Source organism: Alistipes senegalensis JC50, from assembly GCF_025145645.1.
GTDB classification, from domain to species: domain Bacteria; phylum Bacteroidota; class Bacteroidia; order Bacteroidales; family Rikenellaceae; genus Alistipes; species Alistipes senegalensis.
This window is the reverse complement of sequence record NZ_CP102252.1, coordinates 3770946-3794141: the sequence shown is the minus strand read 5'-3', so window position 1 is coordinate 3794141 and position 23196 is coordinate 3770946. Positions and strand designations below refer to the sequence as shown.

The 23196-nt window shown below is 57.7% G+C and carries 16 protein-coding genes and 1 tRNA gene; 11 read left to right on the top strand and 6 right to left on the bottom strand.

Features of this window, described 5'->3' with window-relative positions:
• Window positions 1-182: 182 nt before the first annotated feature.
• The 4 genes from NQ519_RS15110 to lepA all read right to left on the bottom strand — a co-directional run bounded on the left by NQ519_RS15110 (window position 183) and on the right by lepA (window position 5546).
• Complete coding sequence (locus tag NQ519_RS15110; RefSeq protein ID WP_019150319.1) at window positions 183-1424, bottom strand: site-specific integrase; 1242 nt, start codon at window positions 1422-1424, stop codon at window positions 183-185.
• Between the two features lie 280 nt (window positions 1425-1704).
• Window positions 1705-1777, bottom strand: a tRNA-Gly gene (locus tag NQ519_RS15105).
• Window positions 1778-1842: 65 nt separating this feature from the next.
• Window positions 1843-3750, bottom strand: coding sequence for an AMP-dependent synthetase/ligase (locus NQ519_RS15100; protein WP_019150320.1), 1908 nt, complete (start codon window positions 3748-3750; stop codon window positions 1843-1845).
• Window positions 3751-3755: 5 nt separating this feature from the next.
• Window positions 3756-5546 carry a translation elongation factor 4 gene (lepA, locus tag NQ519_RS15095; RefSeq protein ID WP_019150321.1) on the bottom strand — a complete coding sequence of 597 codons (1791 nt, stop codon included), beginning with the start codon at window positions 5544-5546 and terminating at the stop codon, window positions 3756-3758.
• Window positions 5547-5663: 117 nt separating this feature from the next.
• On the opposite strand from lepA, the gene lysA reads away from it, so the two are divergent.
• From lysA to NQ519_RS15080, 3 genes are all read left to right on the top strand, one after another.
• Window positions 5664-6827, top strand: coding sequence for a diaminopimelate decarboxylase (gene lysA / locus NQ519_RS15090; RefSeq protein ID WP_019150322.1), 1164 nt, complete (start codon window positions 5664-5666; stop codon window positions 6825-6827).
• Window positions 6828-6947: 120 nt separating this feature from the next.
• Window positions 6948-7850: a DMT family transporter gene (locus NQ519_RS15085; RefSeq protein WP_019150323.1), complete on the top strand. Its 903-nt coding sequence runs from the start codon at window positions 6948-6950 to the stop codon at window positions 7848-7850.
• Window positions 7851-7872: 22 nt separating this feature from the next.
• Window positions 7873-8448: a YdeI/OmpD-associated family protein gene (locus NQ519_RS15080; RefSeq protein ID WP_019150324.1), complete on the top strand. Its 576-nt coding sequence runs from the start codon at window positions 7873-7875 to the stop codon at window positions 8446-8448.
• A 46-nt stretch (window positions 8449-8494) separates the two neighbouring features.
• Here the strand turns inward: NQ519_RS15080 and NQ519_RS15075 are convergent, their stop codons facing one another.
• A complete protein-coding gene (locus NQ519_RS15075; protein WP_019150325.1) occupies window positions 8495-9856 on the bottom strand; it encodes a TrpB-like pyridoxal phosphate-dependent enzyme in 1362 nt (453 codons plus the stop codon).
• Window positions 9857-10191: 335 nt separating this feature from the next.
• Here NQ519_RS15075 and pheT point away from each other — a divergent pair, with 335 nt between their 5' ends.
• Window positions 10192-12657: a phenylalanine--tRNA ligase subunit beta gene (gene pheT, locus NQ519_RS15070; RefSeq protein ID WP_019150326.1), complete on the top strand. Its 2466-nt coding sequence runs from the start codon at window positions 10192-10194 to the stop codon at window positions 12655-12657.
• Window positions 12658-12875: 218 nt separating this feature from the next.
• Window positions 12876-13547, top strand: a complete 672-nt coding sequence (locus tag NQ519_RS15065) for a hypothetical protein (RefSeq protein WP_147513163.1) — start codon at window positions 12876-12878, stop codon at window positions 13545-13547.
• Window positions 13548-13618: 71 nt separating this feature from the next.
• Here the strand turns inward: NQ519_RS15065 and NQ519_RS15060 are convergent, their stop codons facing one another.
• Complete coding sequence (locus tag NQ519_RS15060; RefSeq protein WP_019150328.1) at window positions 13619-15778, bottom strand: beta-N-acetylhexosaminidase; 2160 nt, start codon at window positions 15776-15778, stop codon at window positions 13619-13621.
• A gap of 73 nt (window positions 15779-15851) precedes the next feature.
• On the opposite strand from NQ519_RS15060, the gene mazG reads away from it, so the two are divergent.
• From mazG to NQ519_RS15030, 6 genes are all read left to right on the top strand, one after another.
• Window positions 15852-16628 carry a nucleoside triphosphate pyrophosphohydrolase gene (gene mazG, locus NQ519_RS15055; RefSeq protein ID WP_019150329.1) on the top strand — a complete coding sequence of 259 codons (777 nt, stop codon included), beginning with the start codon at window positions 15852-15854 and terminating at the stop codon, window positions 16626-16628.
• A gap of 79 nt (window positions 16629-16707) precedes the next feature.
• Window positions 16708-17241 carry a gamma carbonic anhydrase family protein gene (locus NQ519_RS15050; protein ID WP_019150330.1) on the top strand — a complete coding sequence of 178 codons (534 nt, stop codon included), beginning with the start codon at window positions 16708-16710 and terminating at the stop codon, window positions 17239-17241.
• Between the two features lie 10 nt (window positions 17242-17251).
• Entirely contained in the window at window positions 17252-18559 is a 1308-nt protein-coding gene (locus NQ519_RS15045) for a histidine kinase (RefSeq protein WP_019150331.1), read from the top strand.
• Window positions 18556-19317 (top strand): LytR/AlgR family response regulator transcription factor, encoded by a 762-nt coding sequence (locus tag NQ519_RS15040; RefSeq protein WP_019150332.1) that lies wholly within the window; start codon window positions 18556-18558, stop codon window positions 19315-19317. The genes NQ519_RS15045 and NQ519_RS15040 overlap by 4 nt, the downstream gene beginning before the upstream one ends.
• A 148-nt stretch (window positions 19318-19465) precedes the next feature.
• A complete protein-coding gene (locus tag NQ519_RS15035) occupies window positions 19466-19933 on the top strand; it encodes a hypothetical protein (RefSeq protein ID WP_019150333.1) in 468 nt (155 codons plus the stop codon).
• Window positions 19934-20165: 232 nt separating this feature from the next.
• Window positions 20166-23153 carry an outer membrane beta-barrel protein gene (locus NQ519_RS15030; protein ID WP_026076434.1) on the top strand — a complete coding sequence of 996 codons (2988 nt, stop codon included), beginning with the start codon at window positions 20166-20168 and terminating at the stop codon, window positions 23151-23153.
• Window positions 23154-23196: the final 43 nt, after the last annotated feature.

The window sequence follows — 23196 nt, the reverse complement described above, 5'->3', positions numbered from 1 at the left end:
GATTCCCGCACGATACCGCTTTTGTAAAGTGTGCTAATCACAGCCCGAATGGTCGGAACAAGCACCCCGAACAACTCCGCCAACTCTACCTCTGTCATCCAAATTCTATCGCAGCCAATAGGCATAGATAACTGCCCATGCTCGTCTATTGTAAGATATTCTCTTTTCATCGGAATTGCCGCTTATTGATTCAACAATAATACATCTTTTGAAAACATCTGCTCGTTCATCTTCCGCATCTCGCGCCCGATCAACTGCTCCGAGAATTTGGCGTAGTGCCGCGTCATGTTGGTATTCGAGTGTCCGAGAATCTTCGCCAGCACGTCGATAGGCATTCCGTGCTCCACGGCCAAACAAGCAAACGTATGTCTTGCACAATGTGTGGTCAGGTTCTTCGGGATGTTGCAAATGTCGGCGATCTCTTTCAGGTAGGCATTCATCTTTTGATTACTCGGAACCGGCAGCAGTTTCCCTGTCGCTCGTAACTCCGCATCCCGTTCGTATTTCTCCAGCAATATCATCGGATAGGGCAACAACGGAATACGACTCATGACGGCCGTCTTCTCTCGTGGCTTATAAATCCATGTCGTTCCGTTGTCATCCGTGCGGATATGTTCCCGCCTCAGATGTTCCGCATCTGTGAATGCCAACCCTGTCAGACAACAAAATGCAAAAATATCCCGAATCCGATCCAATCGTTCGTTCGGCAATCTCTTTCGCAGCAGCGTCTCCAACTCTTCACGCGTGAGATGGTCTTTCTCCTTGTTGTGCTCCTCCTTGAGTTTGTAGTTCCGAAACGGGTCTTTTTCGATCCATTCATTGCGCAGACAATAACGGGTGAAGTTCTTGACGCAATCGAGCAGATTCACAGCGCCGTTGTGCTTGCAGTTGTGGGCTGTTTGCAGGAAAGTATTGAAGCCGTCGAGAAACTCGTAACCGACAGCTGAAAGCAAAATATCATCTTTCTTGTAATGTGCGGCGACATATTCTTTCAGATACCGCAGTACCCGATGGTATTTGTTCGCTGTCAATTGAGTAATCCGCACGCCGACCTCTGCCTGTCGTTTATCGCAGTATTTTTCTAATTCTGCAAGAAACATAATCGAAAGAGTGGAGGGATTCTGCAACCGCTCCTTAATCTGAATACAATTACCCTCGTAGCCTTTGGAAATCAACTCCTGCCGCACGGCGAGAATCCTTGCGCGGTAATCGTCTAAATAAGAATTGACTTGCTGACATAGTTTGCCCTTGCCGGTCGCCCGCTCTTTGGATTGATTCCATTTGTCGGCAGGAACCGAACACTGGATGTAGATCTCTTTGGAGACACCGTTGGTGGTAATGCGGGCCAGAATAGGGGTTAAGCCTGCCTTGTTGGTGCGTGCCTTACGCAGAAAATAGGTCACGCCGAATCGTTTTCTTTCCATCGTCCGAATACATTTTGAGTTTGACAATCATACGATTGAAAAGCCCGGAACGTTCGGCGCAAACCGATGTAATTCAACGCACTGCTGAAAAAGTGTGGTACATTTCTACCGCTCGCACCCATGTACCACGATTCGGCACATGAGAAAGATGCTTCCGTCTGCTATCTTTTGCTACGACACAAAAACGAAACGATTCCGCATATCATTGATATACAGAATCGTTTGCTTCGCATTGCGCAATCTTGCCCAACAAAAAAGGTCCTCCGAAAAGGACCTCGTGAGCGGAAAACGGGATTCGAACCCGCGACCCTCAGCTTGGGAAGCTGATGCTCTACCGACTGAGCTATTTCCGCATTACGGAGTACAAAGTTACTCCGTTTTTTTTATTTGTCAAGTTTTCGAGCCCCGAAAATTGCGTTCAATCCACGATTTTTTTCAGCGACGCGAGGTTCTCGGGATTTTTCAGCCCGCGGCCTTCGGGGGTGTAGAGGTAGTCGATCCGGCTGCGGAAGTGCTCCTCGACCTTGCCGCGCACGACCTTCATCGTGCTGTTCACCAGTCCGTTTTGCTCTGTGAACGCTTCGTCTACAATGGCCAGTCCCGCCGGCAGCCACCGTTCGGGGAACTCCCCGGCATAGACCCCGCCGGTCCGGTAACGGTCGATCTCGGCACCGAGAATCTCGGCGGCAGCGGCGGCACGCTCCCCTTCCGGAACTCTGCGGGCTTCCAACTCGCGCCGCAAAGCCTCGCGGTTGGGAACCACGATCGCCCCCGTGAAGGGGCTCTGATTGTTGTGGATGATGATTTGGTCGATGTAGGGCGACTTGTCCACGATCGCCTCCTCCATGCCTTCGGGGCTGTACTTTTCACCGTCCGAGGCGATCAGCAGGCTTTTGAAGCGTCCCAGCACATAGAGGAAATCATCCTCCGAGACATACCCCATGTCTCCCGTGTGCAGCCATCCGTCGCGCACCGTTTCGGCTGTGGCTGTGGGATTCTTCCAGTACCCGGCCATGACGTTTTCGCCGCGGATGACGATCTCGCCCTTTTGTCCGCGGGGAACCTCCCGGCCCGCTTCGTCGAGGATCTTCAGGTCAAGCGGAATGAGTATCTTGCCCGACGAGCCGAAACGGTGCCAATGATGCTTGGGCGAATTGGTCGAGATGACGGGCGTGGCTTCCGAAAGCCCGTATCCCTGGAACATCGGGATGCCGATGGCGTAGTAGAAGCGTTGCAACTCGGAATCGAGCAGCGCCCCTCCTCCGACGAAGAATTTCATGCTGCCGCCGAACGCCTCGCGGACCTTGCGGAACAGCACGGCGTCGAACAGCGCCACGAAAGGTTTCAGCACGATGCGCCAGCCGCGGCCGCGGCTGTATCCGTCGCCGTTGTAGGCGTAGGCCGTGCGAAGCGCGAGGCGGAAGAGCCACTCGGTGAATTTGCCTTTGGCCCGGATGGAGCTCTCGATTCCCTTGCGGAAATTCTTGGCCAGCGCGGGCACCGACAGCAGGAAGTGCGGCTGCACCTCGCGGATGTTCTGCGGAATGTTTTTGAGCGTCTCCATCGGCGTCGCCCCGATCTGAACCGTGGCCACCGAGGCGCCGCAGGCGATCATGATGTAAAATCCCACGACATGCGCGAAACAGTGGTCCAGCGGTAGGATGATGAGCGTCCGGTAATGCGACGGAATGTCGATGCGCGACAGCGACTGTTCGACGTTGGCCGTGTAGTTGCGGTGCGTCAGCACCACGCCCTTGGGGTCGGCCGTCGTGCCCGACGTGTAGGTGATCGTCGCATAATCGTCGTTCCGGATCGCCTGGCCTGTTTTCAAGAACTCCTCCCGGTTTTTGGCCAGATAGTCGCGGCCCAAGCGTTTCAGCGTACCGTAAGCCGTCTCTCCGGATTCCAACGGAATGTGTCCGAGAACGATCACATGCTCCAGCTGCGGCAGTTCGGCGCGGATGCGGCGGATTTTCGGCAGTTGGTATTTCGACACGAAAACGGCCTTGACCTCGGCGTGCCGCATGCGGAACAGCAGGTCGTTCGACTCTTCGAGCTTCACCGACAGCGGCACGCTGATCGCCCCGGCGTAGAACAGTCCCAGTTCGGAGATGATCCACGCGTTGCTGCCTTCGGCCAGGATGGCGACCTTGTCGCCCGGGCGAATCCCCGCCGAAGCGAGGCCCGCACCGACTTCGAGCGCCTGCTCTTTGGTTTCGGCATAGGTCGTGGGCTCGAATTTGCGGTGCCGTTTCTCGAGCAGGAAAGTTTTGGCCCCGTACTTTTCGACGGAGGCTTCGAAGAGGTCGATGATGGTCTTTTTCATGACGCTTAGTCCATTTTTAACACGGCGAGGAAAGCCGACTGGGGAACTTCGACGTTGCCGATCTGGCGCATGCGCTTCTTGCCTTTCTTCTGTTTTTCGAGCAGCTTGCGCTTGCGCGAGATGTCGCCGCCGTAACACTTCGCCGTCACGTCCTTGCGCACGGCCTTGACCGTTTCGCGGGCGATGATCTTGGCGCCGATGGCCGCCTGTATGGCGATGTCGAACTGCTGGCGGGGAATCAGCTCCTTGAGTTTCTCGCACATCTTGCGTCCGAAGTCGTAGGCGTGGTCCGTATAGGTCAGCGACGAGAGGGCATCGACCGGCTCGCCGTTGAGCAGAATGTCGAGCTTGACCAGCTTCGAGAGCTGGAATCCCGTGCGGTGGTAGTCGAACGAGGCATACCCTTTCGAGATGCTTTTGAGTTTGTCGTAGAAATCGAAGACGATCTCCGACAGCGGCATGTCGAAATTGACCTCCACGCGGTCCTGCGTGATGAAGGTCTGGTTTTTCATCACGCCGCGTTTGTCGATGCACAGCTTGATGACGTTGCCCAGGAACTCCGACTTGGTGATGATCTGCGCCTGGATGTAGGGCTCCTCGATCTTGGCGATCTTCGTCACTTCGGGCAACCCCGAGGGGTTGTGCACCTCCACCACGTCGCCCTGCGTCGTGGTGATGCGGTACGACACGTTGGGCACGGTCGTGATGACATCCATGTCGAATTCGCGGTACAGCCGCTCCTGGATGATCTCCATGTGCAGCAACCCGAGGAATCCGCAGCGGAATCCGAATCCCAGCGCCAGCGAGCTTTCGGGCTCGAACGTCAGCGAGGCGTCGTTGAGCTGCAATTTTTCGAGCGACGCGCGCAGGTCCTCGTACTGGTCGGCCTCCACCGGGTAGACGCCCGCGAAGACCATCGGCTTCACGTCCTCGAATCCGGCGATGGCCTCTTGGGCGGGATTTGCGACCGAGGTGATCGTGTCGCCGACCTTCACGTCCTCCGAGGTCTTGATGCCCGAGCAGATATACCCCACGTCTCCGGCCTTGATCTCCTGCCGGGGCTGCATTTTGAGTTTCAGCACGCCTATCTCGTCGGCGTCGTATTCGCTGCCCGTGTTGAAGAACTTCACGTGGTCGCCTTTGCGGAGCGTGCCGTTGAAGACGCGGAAATAGGCGATGATGCCGCGGAAGGGGTTGAACACCGAGTCGAAGATCAGCGCCTGCAACGGCGCGCTCTCGTCGCCCGTGGGAGCGGGAATGCGGTTTACGATCGCTTCCAACACCTCTTCGACGCCCAGTCCCGTCTTGCCCGATGCCAGCAGAATATCCTCCTCCCTGCATCCTATGAGGTCGATCACCTGATCCTTCACCTCGTCGATCATCGCCGAGTCCATGTCGATCTTGTTCAGCACGGGGATGATCTCCAGATCGTGTCCCACGGCCAGATAGAGGTTCGAGATGGTCTGCGCCTGAATGCCCTGCGTGGCATCGACCACCAGCAGCGCCCCTTCGCACGAGGCGATGGCGCGCGACACTTCGTAGGAGAAGTCCACGTGTCCCGGGGTGTCGATCAGGTTGAGCGTGTATCGTTGTCCGTCGCGGGCCGTGTACTCCATTTGGATGGCGTGGCTCTTGATGGTGATGCCCTTTTCGCGTTCGAGGTCCATGTCATCGAGCACCTGCGATTGCATTTCGCGCTGGTTCAGCGTGTTGGTCTTTTCCAGCAGCCGGTCGGCGAGCGTCGATTTGCCGTGGTCGATATGGGCTATGATGCAGAAATTGCGGATGTTTTTCATAGATAAGGGTAAAATCTGTCGCAAATATACACAAATTTTTGAATATATAGGAAGCCCCCGATTTGCCGGAATGACGCAAATTGCTTATATTTGCAACTTCAACAAGTTAGGTTTAAGATGTTAAGCAGACAAATCGCATCCAAGCTCCGGGGCTATGAAACCCCGTTTTACCTTTATGACACGGCGCTGCTGCGCCAGACTCTCGAAAGCGTCGTCTACGAGTCGAAAAAATACGGTTATAAGGTACATTACGCCATCAAGGCCAACTACGACGACCACCTGCTGGCCATCATCCGCGAATACGGACTGGGCATCGACTGCGCTTCGGGCAACGAGCTCCGCAAGGCCGTCGAGGCGGGTTTCGATCCCAAGGGCATCGTCTACGCCGGCGTGGGCAAACGCGACAAGGAACTGAAATACGCCATCGAGCAGAATATCCTCGCCATCAACTGCGAGTCGATTCAGGAACTGGAACTCGTTGACGCTTTCTCGGCCGAGATGGGCAAGGTGACCGACATTGCGCTGCGCATCAACCCCGACATCGACCCCAAGACCAACCATTGCATCGACACGGGCCAGGCCGACAGCAAGTTCGGCATCTCCTACGAAGAGGTGCTCGAACACGCCGCGGAGATCCGGGCGTTCAAGAACATCAACATCATCGGCCTGCACCTGCACATCGGATCGCAGATCCGCGAGCTGCACGTCTTCGAGAACATGTGCAACAAGGTCAACGTCATCGTCGAGAATCTCGAAAAGCTGGGCTGCAAGTTCCGCTTCGTCGATGTGGGCGGCGGTCTGGGCGTCAACTACGACGTTCCCGAGAACGAGCCGATCCCCAATTTCGCGTCGTTGTTCTCGATCGTCCACAACCACCTGCGCATCGGCGACCGCGAGGTTCACTTCGAGTTCGGGCGTTCGATCGTCGCCGAATGCGGCGAGCTGATCACGACGGTGCTGTTCAACAAGACCACCGCCACGGGCCGCAAACTGGTGATCGTCGATGCTTCGATGACCGAGCTGGTCCGCCCGGCGATGTACGGCTCGTACCACAATATCGAGAACATCACGGCCCGCGAGGAGGAGGCTCCCAGCGAAAAATATACGGTCGTGGGCACGGCCTGCGAATCGACGGACGTTTTCGACGAGAACGTCAGCCTGCGCAAGACGCGCCGCGGCGACCTGCTGACGATCAAATCCGCCGGGGCCTACGGCATGTCGATGGCCTCGCGCTACAACCTCCACGATCTCCCCGGAGCCGTTTACAGCGACGAGTTGTAGAAATTAAAAATGAGAAGTGAAAAATTTCGGGACCAACTGAATCGTGTTTTTCGGGGTCCCGAATTTTTTTACGATGTATGTGTAATTTTTAATTCTTAATTTTTCATTTTTAATTCCACCATGTGGCTCACTCTGGCATTCACTTCGGCGGCATTGCTCGGCTTCTACGACGCGGCCAAGAAAAAGGCCCTCACCGACAATGCCGTGCTCCCCGTGCTGTTGCTCAACACGCTCTTCTCGACGCTGATTTTCCTGCCTGCGATCCTCTCGGCGGAGTTCGGCCTCGGCTGGTTCGACCATACCGTGCTGGCCACGGCCCCCGGGTCGTGGGAGGCGCACCGGCTGGTCATTCTGAAATCGTGCATCGTCCTCACCTCGTGGATTTTCGGTTACTTCGGCATGAAGCATCTGCCCATCACCATCGTCGGCCCGATCAACGCCACGCGCCCGGTGATGGTGCTCGTCGGTGCGCTGCTGATCTTCGGCGAGCGGCTCAACGCCTACCAGTGGACCGGCGTCGTGCTGGCTCTCGTGTCGCTCTTTCTGCTGAGCCGTTCGAGCCGCCGCGAAGGGGTCGTCTTCACCCATAACATTTGGATTCTGCTCGTCGCTCTGGCGGCCGTTACGGGCGCCATTAGCGGCCTTTACGACAAATACATCATGACGCGCCTCGATCCGGTCTTCGTGCAGAGCTGGTACAACCTCTACCAGCTGGCGATGATGGCCGTGGTGGTCGCCGTCGTCTGGTGGCCCCGGCGCGGCCGCACCACCCCGTTTCATTGGAGCTGGTCTATTCCGCTGATCTCGGTATTCCTCACGTTGGCCGATTTCGCCTACCTCTACTCCCTGCGCGATCCGGATGCGATGATCTCCGTCGTCTCGATGATCCGCCGCGGTTCGGTCGTGGTGTCGTTCCTCTGCGGCGCGGTGCTGTTCCGCGAGCGCAACCTGCGTTCGAAGGCCGTCGATCTGGCCTTCATCCTCGTCGGCATGATCTTCCTCTGGTTGGGCTCCAAAGCCTAAGGGCCGGGTTTATGGCATTATTATGGCAACGGAACTTGAAATACGGTATTTTGAGAGTCGGGAGGAGTGGCGGAAATGGCTGGCCGGCAATTTCGACACGGCTCCCGGCGTCTGGTTCGTGTTTCCCTGCAAGTCGTCGGGCGAAAAAAGCGTTCTGTACAACGATGCGGTCGAGGAGGCCCTTTGTTTCGAATGGATCGACAGCACGGTGAAGTCCCTCGACAAAGCGCATAAGATTCAGCGGTTCTCGCCCAGAAATCCTAAGAGCACCTATTCGCAGGCCAACAAGGAGAGACTCAAATGGCTGTCGGCGAATGGAATGATTCACCCCGTGTTCGAGAAGAAGATACGGGCCGTCTTATCCGAACCTTTCGTCTTTCCCGAAGATATAATCGACAGGCTGAGAGAAGATGAAACCGTGTGGAAAAACTACCGGCAGTTTCCCGAAACCTACAAACGCATCCGGATTGCGTACGTCGAAGCCGCGAGGATGCGTCCCGAAGAGTTCGGAAAGCGGTTGAACCACTTCATCGCCAAAACCAGGGAGAACAGAATGATAACCGGATTCGGCGGAATCGAGAAATACTATTCGAAATAAAAAAGACGGGCTTCGACAGCCCGTCTTTTCTTCCTGAAGCGTCGTTTTAGATCAGATGCTCCAACTGGTTGACCGTCTTTGCGATCTCCTCGTCGCTCGGCGAGAAGTCTTTCAGCGCTCCGGCCAGATACTGTTCGTAGGCGTAGAGGTCGATCACGCCGTTGCCCGAGAGGTTGAACAGAATGGTCTTCGACACTCCCTCCTCCTTGGCTTTCAGCGCCTCGCGGATCGTCGCGGCGATGGCGTGTGTCGATTCCGGAGCCGGGATGATGCCTTCGGTCTGGGCGAAGAGAACGCCCGCTGCGAGGGTTTCGACCTGCGGCATCGCCTGCGCTTCGATCAGTCCGTCTTTCATCAGCTGGCTGACGATCGAACCCGCTCCGTGGTAGCGCAGACCTCCGGCGTGGATGTCCGAGGGCTGGAAATCATGCCCCAGCGTGTACATCGGCAGCAGGGGCGTGAATCCGGCCACGTCGCCGAAGTCGTACTGGAATTCGCCGCGCGTGAGTTTCGGGCACCCTTCGGGCTCCACGGCGATCACGCGGATTTTCTTCCCTTCGGTGAGGTTCTTTTGCAGGAACGGGAACCCGATGCCGGCGAAGTTGCTGCCGCCGCCGAAGCATCCGATCACCATGTCGGGCTCGGCATCGGCCATCTCCATCTGCTTCACGGCCTCCTGTCCGATGACCGTCTGGTGCAGCACCACGTGGTTCAGGACGCTGCCCAGGCAGTAGCGCGTATCCTCCGGACGGCGCAGGGCCATTTCCACGGCCTCCGAAATCGCCAGTCCGAGGCTTCCCGAGCAGTGCGGGTCGCGTTCCAGCGCTGCGCGTCCCGAATTGGTCAGCGTCGAGGGCGACGCCACGCACTCCGCGCCCCAGGTGTTCATCATCAGACGGCGGTAGGGTTTCTGGTCGTAGCTGACCTTGACCATGAACACTTGCAGGTCGATGCCGAAGTGTTTGGCCGCGAAGGCGATCGAAGCGCCCCACTGTCCGGCGCCGGTCTCGGTCGTCAGGTGCTTGATGCCCTGCTTGTAGTTGTAGTAGGCTTGCGGCACGGCGGTGTTGGGCTTGTGCGAACCCGCGGGCGACACGCTCTCGTTCTTGAAATAGATCTTCGCCGGCGTTTCGAGGGCCTTTTCCAGCCCCGTCGCGCGCACGAGCGGCGTGGGACGCCATATCTTGTAGATCTCCTGCACCTCTTCGGGAATGTCGATGTAGCGTTCGGTGGACATCTCCTGGTCGATCAGCTCCTCGGCGAAGATCGCCGACATCTGCTCTTTGGTGACGGGCTGTTTCGTCGCGGGGTGCAGCGGCGGCAGCGGTTTGGTGGGCATGTCGGCCACGATGTTGTACCATTGCGTGGGCATCTGGTTTTCGGAGAGGCAGAATTTCTTGGTTTTCATTGTCGTTATAGGTTTTTGAATTTGATGTGCTTAACGAAAAAGCCCGCTGCTTACCTTTCGTAAACAACGGGCTTGTGTATTTTTCGGTTTCAATCATACACGCGGGGTTCCGCACTCATTGTTCACGAGAGCCTGCGGGCGCCACCACCATGCCTTTATGTTGAAATTATGAATCATCGCCTTGGGTTTGCGTCTGCAAATATATGCGGTCGGTTCGTAAAAAGCAAATTTTTTACGAATTATTTTCAGTACCTATATATGTCGGATTTTTTACCGTATTTTGCGGAAAAATTTATACTTTTGCATAATTATCCGCAAATTCAAAACTCAACGATATGAATATTTCGTATAACTGGCTCAAACGTTATATCGACACCGATCTCCCGGCCGAAAAAGTGGCCGAAATACTGACCGACATCGGCCTCGAGGTCGAGGGCTTCGAGAAGATCGAGACCGTGAAAGGCGGCCTTGCAGGCGTCGTCGTCGGCGAGGTCGTGACCTGCACGGACCATCCCGATTCGGACCACCTGCACCTGACCACGGTCGATGTCGGCGCCGCCGAACCGTTGCAGATCGTCTGCGGTGCCCCCAACTGCCGCGCGGGTCTGAAAGTCCTTTGCGCGACGGTCGGCGCGGTGCTCTACCCCGACGGCGGCGACGAGGAGTTCAAGATCAAGCGTTCGAAAATCCGCGGCGTGGAGTCGCTGGGCATGCTTTGCGCCGAAGACGAACTGGGTATCGGAGCCTCGCACGATGGCATCATGGAGCTTCCGGCCGACGCTCCCGTGGGCATGACGGCCAAGGAGTACCTGCATATCGAGGACGACTACCTGATCGAAATCGGCCTTACGCCCAACCGCGTGGATGCCGCGTCGCACATCGGTGTGGCCCGCGATCTGGCGGCCTACCTGCAAAGCCGCGGCGAGCGCGTTTCGGTGAAGCTGCCCGACGTTTCGGCTTTCGCCCCCGACAACCACGATCTGAATGTGAAAATCCGCGTCGAAAACGCCGAGGCCGCACCCCGCTATACGGGCGTCACGGTCACGGGGTGCAAGATCGGCCCCTCGCCCGACTGGATGCAGAACTGTCTGCGCGTCGCGGGCATCAACCCCAAGAACAACCTCGTGGACATCACCAATTTCGTGCTGTTCGAACTGGGCCAGCCCCTGCACGCTTTCGACGCCGCGAAGATCGAAGGCCGCGAAGTCGTGGTCCGCACCTGCGCCGAGGGTACGCCGTTCGTGACGCTGGACGGCGTGGAGCGCAAGTTGACGGACAAGGACCTGATGATCTGCTCCGCCGAACGTCCGATGTGCATCGCCGGCGTCTTCGGCGGACTGGATTCGGGCGTGAGCGACACCACGACCGACGTGTTTATCGAGAGCGCCTATTTCAACCCCGTGTGGGTGCGCAAGACGGCCAAGCGCTTCGGCCTGAACACCGACTCTTCGTTCCGCTTCGAACGCGGCGTCGATCCCAACATGCAGGTCTACGCCGCCAAGCGCGCCGCCCTGCTGATGAAGGAGCTGGCCGGAGGAACGATTTCGAGCGACATCACGGACATCTACCCTGCGCCGATCGCCGATTTCGTCTTCGACATCTCGCTGGCGCGCGTCAATGCGCTGATCGGCAAGGAGATTCCCGAAGAAACCGTCCGCACGATCATCGCGGCGCTGGAGGTGAAGGTCCTCGCAGAGAAAGAGGGCGTGCTCACGGTCGCCGTTCCGCCCTACCGGGTGGATGTGCAGCGCGAGGCAGACCTGATCGAGGACATCCTCCGCATCTATGGCTACAACAACGTCGAGGTTCCCCGGCAGGTCCGTTCGACGCTCTCCTACGCGCCGAAACCCGACCGCAGCAAGCTGATGAACCTCGCCGCCGATTTTCTGACGGCCAACGGGTTTACCGAGATCATGTCCAACTCGCTGACGAAGGCCTCGTATTACGAGGGGCTGACCTCCTGCCCCGCCGATCGTTGTGTGCGCATCCTCAATCCGCTGAGCGCCGATCTGAACGTCATGCGCCAGACCCTGCTGTTCAACATGCTGGAGGCCGTCGCGCTGAATGCCAACCGCCGCAACGGCGATTTGTGCCTCTATGAGTTCGGCAACTGCTATTTCTACGACGAGGCGAAGCGTTCGGAGGAGAACCGCCTTGCGGCCTACTCCGAGGAGTATCGGCTCGCCATCGCCGTCACGGGAGTTTCGACCCCCCAGTCGTGGAACGCGAAGCCCGAAAAGGCGTCGTTCTTCACCCTGCGGGCCGTCGCCGAAAAGCTCCTGCGCCGCTTCGGCATCGACATCTACGCCCTGAAAACCGAGCCGCTCGAAAGCGATCTTTTCAGCGAAGGACTTTCGATGTCGCTCAACGGCAAGGAGCTGCTGCAAATCGGCTCCGTCGCTGCGAAAATCCGCCGTCTGACCGATGTCAAGCAGGAGGTCTACTACCTGGAGATGAATTTCGACGCCCTCGTGAAATCCACGAAGAAGCAGAAGATCGCAGCCGAGGAGCTTTCGAAGTTCCCCGAAGTGAAACGCGACCTGGCCCTGCTGGTGGACAAACAGGTGACCTTTGCGGCGCTGCGCGACGCGGCCTTCGCCGCCGAGCGCAAATTGCTGAAGAGCGTTTCGCTGTTCGACGTTTACGAGGGCGACAAACTTCCCGAGGGCAAGAAATCCTATGCTCTGAGCTTCATTCTCGAAGACAAGACCCGCACGCTCGACGACAAGACTATCGAGCGCGTGATGTCGAATCTCACCCGCCAGTTCGAACAGCGTTGCGGCGCTCAGGTTCGGGCCTGACGCGGGCTGAACAATCGAACGGCCGCCTGACCCGCAACGAGTCAGGCGGCTTTTGATTCGGACCGACTCTGTTTGTACTTCGGTCGTCCGAATATTGCTGTGGTACAATAAAATCGTACAATCTGCGCAAATCTTGTCCGATGATTGGTAATTGTACTTTAGAATCTATCGATATTGTAGAGAATTTGTTTACATTTGATAAACAAAAAATCAAAATTATGAAAAGACTAATTCTCTATTTGGAAATCCTATTTGTAATATTGATCAGTATTTCTTGTTCGCAGGTTCGGGAATCCGAAAATGGTCTTCTGGAAGGACAAACACGCTCCAATGTTCAGAATGAAAGAGATGCCAATCGTATTTTGATCAAATATGTCAAAGTGGATGAAAACAAACTCGTTTACTTGGATATATCCTTGGAAGATGCGAGAAAATTAGGTATTCCTGACGAATTTTACGAACGAGCTATCGATGACATCCGGCGGACAAACGAGGAAATCCGGAAGTTGAATGACGAAGGTGTTCCGGTTCAGATAGATTTGCCAACATTTCAATCCCCAGCCGTTTCGGTTGCCGCTGGCAAAGTTCAATATCCTGGGGGATCGTTTTCTGTAAATGGGAATGGCCCGGATGATGAGGCAGAGGCATTCTTGTGGCTACCGGATGGCATGTTAGGATTCGAATTTAGGTGCAGATGTAATGCTGCTCTGGTTTGTACATACAAATGCAAGACCAACTCTTTTGGTGTCACCAATATGAATTCTGCTGTCGGTAGTCCGTGGTCGAACACCTCGGTCTCGGTTGCATTGGCTGCATCTAACACCTATGGATCGGTTTGTTTTTCATGTTCTGATCCGAATGGAGCGAGCGCTTCGTATAGTGGCTATTGAGCATCTATTTGGTTCCCGACAACTCTCTTTTACTGTATTGAGTTGAGGAAATTTTGCCTCAACTCGGATTTTCAGAGTCGTGGTTTTACGACCGGAGGCTGAATCGTGACGTAGGGCGTGCCGTTGTCGTCGCAGGTCGAGACGATCCGCACGGCTTTCACCGCGCGTTCGGGATGCAGTGTGATGCTGCCCATCAGCAGCTCCCCGGCGGGTTCGAACCGGGTGCCGTCGTAGGAGATTTCGGCGTAACCCGTCGTCACGATGGTCTTCGGCAGCTGGCGGTTTCCCGTCTGCAAGTACATCTCGCGGCACTTCACCGGCTGTTCGAACGTGTAGAGAATCCAGTCCTGCTGCCGGCAGGCGCGTCGCGTCCGCGACAGCCCGCGGTAACCTTCGGCATTCGAATAGGGAAATTTCTCGCTTTCGCCCATCGAGGTCGTGATCGCCACGGCGGGCGTGACGGTCCGCCAGTAGGATTTGTCGGCCGCATAGGGGCTCCGGGCCGTCTTGTAGCGGGTGAAGAAGCGGTATCGGTGCGGCTGCGCGGTGCGGACCGGACCCGTGTAGCGATGCTCCTCCGCAGAGCCGTCCGTGAGGTAGAAGATCTCCGAACCGTCGTCTGCCGAAGCCGTGAACACCCCCTCCTTGTAGCTCAGACGTGGCGGGAAGAGGCGGAAACGAATCCCCATCGCCGCCATGCGGTCGTAATGTTTCCCTTTCAGCTCTTTGTAATAGGCGTCCCAGCCCTCGCCGTTGTTGCTCCACGCGATGCGCGCCAGGGCGCAGACGCGCGGAAAGAGCATATAGTCGAGGTAGTCGGGCTTCTCGGGCTCGTGCGAAACATAGGCTTCGCTGAAGAACGCCCCCTGCAACCCTTCGACGCGGCGCATCTGCTCGGGGGTGAATCCGCTGAAATCGAATCCGTAGACCTTTTTGGCATCGAAGATCGCCGCCCAGTCGTGGCCGTCCTCGCGGGGTGTCTGGCGCATGTCGAAATAGAAATATTCGCCCGGCATCACCACCGTCCGGTACCCTTTCGCCGTGGCGTCGAGGCAGGCTTTCACGCTCTCCCAGCCGTGCACGCGGCACGCTTTCGTGAAGGCTCCCGTGCGCACCGCTTCGTTCCACATCGCGGGCCGCTTGCCGTGCGCCGCGAGGATCGCCGCCGTCCGCTCCATGAAGAGGTCCTGCAACCGGCGCGGATCGTCCGTCCCGAGGCGCGCCATCAGCGTCCGGCAGTCGGGGCAGCGGGTCCATTGGGTCATTTCGACCTCGTCGCCGCCCACATGGATATACTCCGAGGGGAACAGCTCGCACAACTCGCCCAAAATATCCTCCAACAGCGCGTAATTCGCTTCACGGGCCACGCACCACGCCGAACGGTAATCGTATCCGTTGGTCGATACCGTGTCGGGCGGGTAGTTGCAGCGGATTTCGGGATGCACCGAGGCGATGTTGCGGCTGTGTCCCGGGAGGTCGATCTCGGGAATGATCTCGATATTCCGCTCGGCGGCGTAGCGGATCAGTCCGCGCATCTCCTCCTGCGTGAAGTAACCGCCGTATTTCTCTGACCATTTGCCGTATACGGGCCTTACGGGCGAATCGCCGCCGCGGAATCCGCCGATCTCCGTCAGCTCGGGGTGCGACTTGATCTCGATGCGCCATCCTTCGTCGTCCGAAAGATGTAGGTGCAATTTATTGATATTATGATAGGAAAACAAGTCTATATAACGTTTCACTTTAGATTCGTCGATCCACGTGCGGGCCACGTCGAGCATCATTCCTCGGTAGGCGAAACGCGGCTCGTCTTCGATCTCCGCGCAGGCGACCTGCGTTCCCGCGGCGACGCCTTTCCGGGCATAGACCTCGGGCGGCAGGAGCCGGAACAACTGCTGCACGCCGTTGAAGACTCCGCCGTAGGTCGAGCCGCCGATGCGGATGTATTCGGGCGTGATGTCGAGGCGGTACGCCTCGGGATTGCCGCCGTCCGCCGCGTCGAGCGTCAGCACGACGGCTCCGTTTCCCGCCACGCCGTTGCGGACCTCGCAGCCGAGGTATTCGGCGGCATAACGGGCCAGCGGCTGCAATCCGCTGTCGGCGGCGACGGTCGTTCCGGGGCCGAACGTGAAGTGTCCGGCGCGGAGCGTAGTCTTTTTCGGTGCGGGCTGCGCCGAAGCGAAAAGGAGTCCCCAGAGAAGTGCCGCGAGGAGCAGCAGAAATCGTAGTTTCATGGCGAATCGTGAAATTTGTATGCAACAAAGTTACTTTTTTGTTACCTTTGTTCCAATTAATTGAACGACATTAATGGAAAAAGACAAACGTTTGGCGGCTACGGCCCGTCTTTTGGAGGTGATGAACACGCTGCGCCGCGAATGTCCCTGGGACCGCGAGCAGACTTTCGATTCGTTGCGCAGCAACACCATCGAGGAGACCTACGAACTGGCCGACGCCATCACCGATCACAATATGGAGGGCATCAAGGAGGAGCTGGGCGACCTGCTCCTGCACGTGGTGTTCTATTCGAAGCTGGGCGAAGAAGAGGGTGCGTTCGATTTCGGAGACGTGGCCAATGCCCTGTGCGACAAACTGATCTACCGTCATCCGCACGTCTACGGCGACATTCACGCCAACACGCCCTCCGAGGTCATCGAGAACTGGGAGGCGCTGAAACTCCGCAAGAAGAAGAGCAAGAGCGGCACGTTGGGCGGTGTTCCGCGGTCGCTCCCGGCGATGGTCAAAGCCTACCGTGTCGGCGAGAAGGCCGCGGGAGCGGGTTTCGACTGGGAGAAGAAGGAGGATGTCTGGGACAAGGTCCGCGAGGAGCTGGGCGAGGTCGAGGCCGAGATGAAGTCGGGGAATAAAACCGACCTCGAAGGAGAGTTCGGCGACTTGCTGTTCTCGCTCGTCAACGCCTGCCGCCTCTACGGCGTGGACCCCGAATCGGCGCTGGAGCGCACGAACAAGAAGTTCATGCGGCGCTTCAATTACATGGAGGAACAGGCTGCCGCAAAGGGTCATACGCTTCACGAAATGTCGCTCGACGACATGGAGCGACTGTGGCAGGAGGCCAAACAGGCGTAAAACGCCTGATTTAGGGGCGACGACCGGTTAGTGTGCTTTGCGCTGTCGGCGGCGATACTTGTAAAAATTAAGGAAATATATGGCACTTATACGAAAAGTCCGCGGGCATGAGCCCGTAATCGGTGAAAACACCTTTCTGGCCGAAACGGCCGTCATTCTGGGCGACGTGACCATCGGCCGCGACTGTTCGATCTGGTATAACGCCGTACTGCGCGGCGATGTGAACCGGATCGTCATCGGCGACCGCACGAACATCCAAGACGGCGTAGTGCTCCACACCATCTACGACAAGGCGAAGCACCCTTCGCAGACGATCATCGGCAACGACGTTTCGGTGGGCCACAACGCCATCATCCACGGCGCGGTCATCGGGGACAACTGCCTAATCGGCATGGGCGCCACCCTGCTGGACAACGCCCATATCCCCTCGGGCTGCATCATTGCGGCCAACGCGCTGGTGCTCTCCAATGCGCAGCTGGAACCTAATTCGGTCTATGCGGGCGTTCCGGCCAAAAAGGTCAAGGAGGTGACCGAAGAACAGCGCGAGGAGATCATCCGCCGCACGGCCCGCGACTATATGCTTTACGCATCGTGGTATAAGGAGGACGAATAACGGCAACCCCATGAAATTGCAGCCCAAATACGCCGATCTGATTCTGAATCTGCTGGTCGCCGTGGCGATCAGCCTGGTGGTCAATTTCTCCTACGTGCTGCTGATGCTCGTGGACCTGAACAGCGACAACCAGCCCCGGCCTGCCGGCGAACGGATCGTGGAGCGGACCGACGAAGGTGTGCTCGCGGTGCATCCCGACGGGTACGGCTACCTCGTCTACGAGAACGGCGACAGCGTTTACGTCCCTTCGCGGCGCATGCGCTGGCTGGGCATCGCCCCCGGCGACCGCATCGTGGCCGATCTGGTGCTGCCTCGTTCCGAAAATGCCCATCCGATGCTGGCGGAGGTCCGCAGCCACAACGGCGAGGAGTTCGATTACGGCAAACTCTACAACGGCCCTTCGAAGAGTACGGAACTGCTGCTGCAACTGTTCTATTACCTCGTCGTGTCGTTCGTCATGCTCTCGATCCTGACCTCCGTGCGCCGCAACTACTCGATGGCCCGCTTCGTGCGGCGTTGCCTGTGGTGCTGCGCGGCCGCCGTGGCGCTCTACTGCGTGGCTCCGGTCACCGAGTGGCACACGGGCCGTATCCAGATGAATTTTATGGGCGGACGGATGTTCGACTACATGCTGCTGCTGAAATGTTCGTTCGCCGTGGTGGTGTCGATGCTTTACGGGCGTATCTACGTGCTGATCTCGCAGCGGCAGGCCGTCGTCGTGGAGAACGAACGTCTCAAAAACGAAAATCTCACCACGCGCTACAACATGCTCGTCGGGCAGATCAACCCCCATTTCTTCTTCAACTCGCTCAACTCGCTGGCGATGCTCGTGCGCGAAAAGCACGACGAGAAGGCGCTGACCTACATCGACCAGCTCTCGTACACGTTCCGCTACATCATCCAGAACGGCCAGAGCATGCTGATGACGCTCGACGAGGAGCTGAAATTCCTCGAAGCGTACAGCTATCTATTCAAGATACGCTATGCCGACAAGCTCTTTTTCGATGTCGATGTCGATGAGAAGTACCTCGGGTGGAAACTCCCGGCCTTCTCGCTGCAACCGCTGATCGACAACGCCGTCAAACACAATTCGATCACCCGCAGCAATCCGTTCCACATCTCGGTGCGCACCGAGGGCGACCGGCTGGTGGTCTCGAATCCCAAGGTTCCGAAGCTCGAACCCGAACCCTCGACCGGCATCGGATTGGAGAACCTGCGCAACCGCTGGCATCTGATCACGGGCCGCAGTATCGAGATTGACGACGACGGCCGGACCTTCACCGTGCGTATGCCGCTGCAAAACCCCACTGCCGGATGAAAGCCCTGATTATCGAAGACGAAACCGCCGCCGCGCGCAACCTCGCGGCGATACTCCGTCAGGAAGAGCCCTCGATGGAGATCGTGGCGACGCTGGAAAGCGTCGCCGAGAGCATCGAATGGCTGCGTGCGAACCCCCAGCCCGACCTGCTGTTCATGGACATCCACCTGGCCGACGGCGATTCGTTCCGCATTTTCGATGCCGTGGAGATCACCGCTCCGGTCATTTTCACCACGGCCTACGACCGGTACGCCCTCGAAGCGTTCAAGGTCAACAGCATCGACTATCTGCTCAAACCGCTCAATACGGACGACGTTCGCCGCGCCCTCGCCAAACTGCGCCGCCTGACCTCCACCGAGCGCAGCGACTACGGTTCACGTGTCCGCACGATGGCCGTCCGCCGTCACGAGGATGTCTTCCTGGTGCATGTGCGCGACCGGATCATCCCCCTCCGGCGCGAACAGATCGCTTTCTGCTATACGTTCAACGAGAAGGTCACGGCCTACGGCTACGACGGCACGGCCTACCCGCTGGATAAGACCCTCGAAGCGTTGCAGGCCCTGCTGCCCGAGGCCGATTTCTTCCGGGCCAACCGCCAGTTCATCATCGCACGCCGCGCGGTGAAGGAGATCGCCGTGTGGTTCGGGAGCCGCCTCACGCTGCACCTTACGGTCGAAACGCCCGAGCGGATCGTCATATCCAAGGCCCGGGCCCCCGAATTCAAGGAGTGGCTGAAGTCGGTTCACCCTGTCGAATAGGCGGTTGACCGCGCCGTTCTGTCGTTTCACCCGGAGTTCCGCTCCGGGTTTTTCATTTTGGCTTTACCTTTGTACCAAACCCCGGAAAAGGGATTTCCGGAAACGAGCCATTTTTTATATAGTGATGTACAACCTAATTTCGAAAGTTATGAAAAAGAAGATTTTTGCGGCCGTCACGGCCCTCTGCCTGATGGCAGGAACGAGCGTTTTCGCACAGCAGCAGAATAAACCCGATGCTCCGAAGGAGCGTCCGACGGCCGAGCAGATGGCTCAGCGCAAGACCGACAGGATGACCGAGCAGCTGAAGCTCACCGAGGCGCAGGCCAAGCAGGTCTATGCGATCAACCTCGCGCAGATCAAGGAGATGATCGCCCAGCGCGAGAAGATGGAGGCCGCCCGCAAGGCCGAAGCCGAAAAGATGAAGTCGATCCTGACGACCGAGCAGTTCATGCAGTGGTCGCAGATGCAGCAACAGCAGCAGATGCGTATGTCGGGCCAGCGCGGTCACGGTCCGCAGGCGATGCACAAGGGCGGCAAGGACGGTAAGAAAAACGCCGAATGCAAGGATAACTGCGACAAGCCGCGTCCGGCGAAGGACAAAAAGGGAAAGGAGTGAGGTTAGGATTCTCAGGCTTGTAGCAGTCGGGGTGCCGGTCCGGGCGACTGGCACCCTTTTTTTGCCGATTCGCCCGTGCGGCAGGCGTGAATTTGCTGCAAAAATACTATTTTTGCCCGGCTAATCCGGCTAACCCGGCCAAGAGCCGGGATTTAGGGGCGGCGGAATGAATGGACCCTTTCAATCCGGTTCTGCGCTTCTACGAAAAAGAGATATACACATACAGGCAAACATGAAAAGAATACTACTGACTGCCCTGCTGACGTTCTGTACGGCAGCGGCTTTCGCCCAGAGGGGCAGCGTGACGGCCACGGTCGTCAATGCCGACACCGGGGAAAGCGTCGCCGGGGCCGTGCTGATCGTGTCACCCGTCAAGACCCCGGAGAAGCAACAGGGCTTCACCTCGGCATTCAAAGGCGCGGTTTCCATGCCGTCGCTCGCTTACGGAGAATACAAACTTTCGGTGTCGTTCATCGGCTACAACAACCTTGACACGACGTTTCGGGTTTCGGCCCCGAAACTCAATCTCGGCGTGCTGAAACTCAAACCGGGCGTGCAGATCGAGACGGTCGTCAAGGAGGCCAAGGCGCTGCGCACCTCGCAGAAAGGCGATACGGTGAGCTATAACGCCGGAGCGTTCAAGGTCGTCGCCGACGCCGATGTCGAAGGACTGCTGAAAAAAATGCCCGGCATCACCGTTACCGACGGTACGGTCGAGGCGCAGGGCGAAACGGTCAAGAAGATCTTCGTCGATGGCAAAGAGTTCTTCGGCGAGGATGTCACTACGGCCATCAAATCGCTTCCGGCCGAGGCCGTCGATCGCGTGGAGGTCTATAACAAACTCTCCGACGCGGCCGAATTTTCGGGCATGGACGACGGCGAGGGCTACAAGGCGCTCAACATCGTCACCCGTCCGGGCATGCGGCAGGGGCAGTTCGGCAAGCTCTATGCCGGATTCGGATACGATGCCGACACCGAGACCGAGGACAAATTCAAATACATCGCCGGCGGCAATGCCAACATATTCAGCGGCGACAGCCGCATTTCGCTCATCGGGCTGTTCAACAACGTCAACCAACAGAATTTCTCGTTCGAGGACATTTTGGGCGTTTCGGGCAGCGGAGGCGGCGGACGCCGCGGCAGCGTGGGCCAGTACATGATGCGTCCGCAGAGCGGCGTGGCGACGGTCAACGCCATCGGCATCAACTACTCCGACTCGTGGGGCAAGCGCGACCAGGTGACGTTCCAGGGCAGCTATTTCTTCAACAACACCAATACCGAGAACCGTTCGACGGTGGAAAAGTGGTACGAGGCTCCGATGCGTCTCGATACGTTGATGACCAACGGCTATTCCGACACGAAGGGCTACAACCACCGGTTCAACGCCCGTCTGGAGTGGAAGATTTCCGAGAATCAGAACCTGATGATCCGTCCGCGTTTCAGCTACCAGTCCAACGACCCGTGGAGCCGCACGACCGGATGGCAGTTCGGCGCCCCCGCCGACGGCGGCAGCGGTTACAGCCGTACGGACAATTTCAGCGACGCCCTGCGCCACGGCTACAACGTGGGGACGAGCGCCGTTTACCGGGCCAAGCTGGGTAAGAACGGCCGCACGATCACCCTCGACGGTTCGTTCAGCTACTCGGACAACACGAACAATTCGAACTCGTGGTCGAACGTTCTCGGCACCCTGCCCGACCGGCCGGCGATCGACCCGGCAACCGGCGTCTGGAACCCGGAGAATTACACCGAACTGCGCTACCTGCGCAATTTGGCGCCTTCGTCGTCGTACAGCCTGCGAGGCAGCCTCACCTATACCGAACCTGTGGCCAAGTACGCGCAGGTGAGCTTCCAGTACCGCGTGTCCTATAACTCGCAGGAGCGCGACAAGCGTTCCTACATCACGGGCGACGACTTCTCGATCGCCGGGCTTATCCCCGACCGTTCGCTGTCGAACTCCTATGAAAGCGGCTATCTGACGCAGAGCGTGGGCCCCGGCTTCCGTTTTTCGAAGGAGCGCAACACGTTCATCGCCAACGTCTACTACCAGCGTTCGGCCCTCGACGGACAGATCGTGCGCGACGATGCCGAGAAGATCAAACATGCCTACAACAACGTGACCTATTTCATGATGGGGCAGTTGAACATCAACCGCGAAAACTCGCTGAGGCTCTTCGTTTCCTCCTACACCGACAGCCCGTCGATCACCGATTTGCAGAGCGTTTACGACGTTTCCGACGCCCAAAATATCACCCACGGTAATCCGAATCTGAAACCGACCTATTCGCACCGGGTGAATTTCCACTACACCAACTCCAACGTCGAGAAGGGCCGGACTTTCATGTGGATGTTCTCGATGAATACGACGCTGGATTACACGGCTTCGCACCTGGTGCAGCGGCCCGGTGACATCACCATCGACGGACAGCTCTATACGCCTAATTTCTACTCGACGACCACCAACCTCGACGGTTACTGGCAGTTGCGGACCCACCTGAGCTACGGACTGCCGATCGGGTTCCTCAAATCGAATTTCAACGTCATGGCAGGCGTCGTCTACACCAAGACCCCCAGCATGCTGGGCGGCACGGTGGACGCTGCGACCGGCATGATTTCGGGCGGAGATCGCAACGACACCAAGAATATGGGTTATGATTTCCGGGCCGTGCTGGGCAGCAACATTTCGGAGAACGTCGACTTCACCCTCTCGTGGAACGGCACCTACAACGAGGCGACCAACTCGCTGAACACGGACAAGTCGAAGAACCGCTATTTCAACCACACGGCGCAGGGCAACCTGAAAGTGGTCTTCCCGCTGGGCTTCACCTTCACGGCGAGCGCGGCCTACTCGCAGTATATCGGTTTCACGAACGATTACTCGGAAGATTACCTGCTCTGCAACGCATGGCTGGGCAAAAAGGTCTTCAGGAACAAGCGCGGCGAGGTGATGATCGGTGTCAACGACCTTCTCAACCAGAACCGGGCCTTCTCGCGCACGACGGGTTCGGGCTATACGCAGAACTCCACCAACAGCGTCATCGGACGTTACTACATGGTGCAGTTCACCTACAACCTGCGCCGCTTCGGCAAGAAAGGTTCGCGCAATCTCAAAGATTACGGCGTGGAGCAGCAGTCCGGCAGCCAGCGCCGCATGGGTCCCGGCGGTCCCGGCGGACCTCCCCCGGGAGGTTTCCACGGTGGAGGCCCCGGAGGATTTTAGCAATGGCAAATAACAAAAACGTCAGGTTTCTACCTGACGTTTT

Bases quoted from the DNA above. Each gene is read 5' to 3' on its own strand.
- pheT (WP_019150326.1), top strand. From the start codon at position 10,192: ATGAATATTTCGTATAACTGGCTCAAACGTTATATCGACACCGATCTC.
- lepA (WP_019150321.1), bottom strand. From the start codon at position 5,546: ATGAAAAACATCCGCAATTTCTGCATCATAGCCCATATCGACCACGGC.
- lysA (WP_019150322.1), top strand. From the start codon at position 5,664: ATGTTAAGCAGACAAATCGCATCCAAGCTCCGGGGCTATGAAACCCCG.
- NQ519_RS15030 (WP_026076434.1), top strand. From the start codon at position 20,166: ATGAAAAGAATACTACTGACTGCCCTGCTGACGTTCTGTACGGCAGCG.
- NQ519_RS15040 (WP_019150332.1), top strand. From the start codon at position 18,556: ATGAAAGCCCTGATTATCGAAGACGAAACCGCCGCCGCGCGCAACCTC.
- NQ519_RS15045 (WP_019150331.1), top strand. From the start codon at position 17,252: ATGAAATTGCAGCCCAAATACGCCGATCTGATTCTGAATCTGCTGGTC.
- NQ519_RS15035 (WP_019150333.1), top strand. From the start codon at position 19,466: ATGAAAAAGAAGATTTTTGCGGCCGTCACGGCCCTCTGCCTGATGGCA.
- NQ519_RS15075 (WP_019150325.1), bottom strand. From the start codon at position 9,856: ATGAAAACCAAGAAATTCTGCCTCTCCGAAAACCAGATGCCCACGCAA.
- NQ519_RS15085 (WP_019150323.1), top strand. From the start codon at position 6,948: ATGTGGCTCACTCTGGCATTCACTTCGGCGGCATTGCTCGGCTTCTAC.
- NQ519_RS15060 (WP_019150328.1), bottom strand. From the start codon at position 15,778: ATGAAACTACGATTTCTGCTGCTCCTCGCGGCACTTCTCTGGGGACTC.
- NQ519_RS15050 (WP_019150330.1), top strand. From the start codon at position 16,708: ATGGCACTTATACGAAAAGTCCGCGGGCATGAGCCCGTAATCGGTGAA.
- NQ519_RS15110 (WP_019150319.1), bottom strand. From the start codon at position 1,424: ATGGAAAGAAAACGATTCGGCGTGACCTATTTTCTGCGTAAGGCACGC.
- mazG (WP_019150329.1), top strand. From the start codon at position 15,852: ATGGAAAAAGACAAACGTTTGGCGGCTACGGCCCGTCTTTTGGAGGTG.
- NQ519_RS15100 (WP_019150320.1), bottom strand. From the start codon at position 3,750: ATGAAAAAGACCATCATCGACCTCTTCGAAGCCTCCGTCGAAAAGTAC.
- NQ519_RS15065 (WP_147513163.1), top strand. From the start codon at position 12,876: ATGAAAAGACTAATTCTCTATTTGGAAATCCTATTTGTAATATTGATC.
- NQ519_RS15080 (WP_019150324.1), top strand. From the start codon at position 7,873: ATGGCAACGGAACTTGAAATACGGTATTTTGAGAGTCGGGAGGAGTGG.